At 65.0% G+C, this 1641-nt stretch carries 2 protein-coding genes; both read left to right on the top strand.

Annotation, left to right across the window (positions count from 1 at the left end):
• The first annotated feature begins 150 nt into the window (after positions 1-150).
• Positions 151-762, top strand: a complete 612-nt coding sequence (locus ACTWQO_RS48445; RefSeq protein ID WP_443243805.1) for a DUF998 domain-containing protein — start codon at positions 151-153, stop codon at positions 760-762.
• Positions 763-804: 42 nt separating this feature from the next.
• On the top strand, positions 805-1572 hold the full coding sequence (locus ACTWQO_RS48440) for a transposase (protein WP_443243804.1): 768 nt from the start codon (positions 805-807) through the stop codon (positions 1570-1572).
• Positions 1573-1641 lie beyond the last annotated feature (69 nt).

The following is a 1641-nucleotide window of genomic DNA, read 5'->3' as shown; positions in this document are numbered from 1 at the left end:
CTAAGGGTTGTCCCGCAAATGATCTTCCACGGTAGGGGCATGGGCCGTTGCCCGGGCTGGCGATTACACGTTTCGGTTGATGACTGATACCTGCGCACCCTCACGTCAACGAAAGTTGACGCGCCTACCTTGTCAACGTAGGTTGACGTGATGGGTAATCAAACGCTGCTTGCCTGCGGGATGGCCGCCGGCCCGCTCTTCACCGTCGCGTACCTACTGGAAGGTGCCAGCCGTGTTGACTACAAGCCGTTCCGCCATCCCGTCAGTTCGCTCGCCCTTGGCCGCGCCGGGTGGTCGCAGACCGTCAGCTTCCTCTTCGCGGGCTTGCTGTCGCTGCTCTTCGCCGTGGGCCTGTGGCGTACTGGGCCTTCCCACTGGGGTGCACTGCTGATCGGCGTATGGGCGGTCGGCCTGCTGGGCGCAGGTGCCTGCCGCACGGATCCGGTGAGCGGTTACCCAGTCGGCACCCCCGATCAGCTTCGGCGCCCCACCCGCGTCGGGGCTCTGCATGACCTGTTCTCCCTCATCGGATTCCTCGCCCTTGCCGTAGCCTGTTTCGTCTTTGCCCTGTCCAACTCGCTGGGATGGGCCCTCTACTCGATCGCCAGTGGTGTGCTCTTCGCGACCACGATGGCGCTGGCCAGTGCCGCGTTCAGCCAGCATCAACGCTGGGTGGATTTGGGCGGATTGATTCAGCGCGTCTCACTCACGATCGGCTGGACCTGGCAGACGCTGCTCGCCGTGCGCGTTCTGCACACCTGACGGTTGTCTCATATCGCTGCTCACGGCAGAGATGATCTTTCCATGGCTGGTGTGATCACGGCGTCGGAGCCGTCTTGGATAGGCCCCTTCACCGGGCTGAGCCTGCGATGCTTCACCAAGTTGGTGAGCGCCCTGCGGCGCGAGGGCGCGGACGCGGCCCGTAGAGGCCGGCCGTGGAGCCTTCCGCTGGAGGACCGAGTCCTGCTCGTGACGGCCTACTGGCGCACGAACTTGACGATGCGGCAGCTCGCTCCGCTGTTCGGCATCTCAAAGTCCGCAGCTGACCGCGTCATCGACCACCTCGGCCCCAGGCTTGCGCTCCAGGCGCGCAAGCGATTCCGCAAGGACGCCGTACTCATCGTGGACGGCACGCTCGTACCCACCCGGGACCACACCGTCGCCGAGCAGTCGAAGAATTACCGGTACTCCACCAACCACCAGGTCGTGATCGACGCCGACACCCGCCTGATCGTCATGGTCGGCCGACCGCTTCCCGGCAACCGCGCCGACTGCAAGGCATGGACGGAATCCGGCGCCAAGGCCGCCGTTGGCAGGACCACCACGATCGCGGACGGCGGCTATCCCGGCACAGGACTCGTCATGCCCCATCGCCGGCGCAAAGGCGAAGAGCTTCACGACTGGAAGCAGGCACACAACAAGTCCCACAAACAGGTCCGGGCCCGCGTCGAGCATGTCTTTGCCCGGATGAAGGGCTGGAAGATCCTGCGCGACTGCCGCCTCAAAGGCGACGGTGTTCACCACGCCATGCTCGGCATTGCCCGCCTGCATAACCTCGCCCTCGCCGGATAGGCGAGCAAGCCGCGCCAGGGGGACCGGCGTCCAACTCGAGTCGAAGATCAATTGCGGGACAGGCCTTAG

Origin of the sequence: Streptomyces sp. 4N124 (assembly GCF_052245395.1) — a bacterium.
Taxonomy (GTDB): Bacteria; Actinomycetota; Actinomycetes; order Streptomycetales; family Streptomycetaceae; genus Streptomyces.
The sequence above is the reverse complement of the archived record's forward strand: the minus strand, read 5'-3'. Positions and strand labels throughout refer to the sequence as shown.

Excerpts from the sequence above, each read along its gene's own strand:
- ACTWQO_RS48445 (WP_443243805.1), top strand. The coding sequence starts at position 151 with ATGGGTAATCAAACGCTGCTTGCCTGCGGGATGGCCGCCGGCCCGCTC.
- ACTWQO_RS48440 (WP_443243804.1), top strand. The coding sequence starts at position 805 with ATGGCTGGTGTGATCACGGCGTCGGAGCCGTCTTGGATAGGCCCCTTC.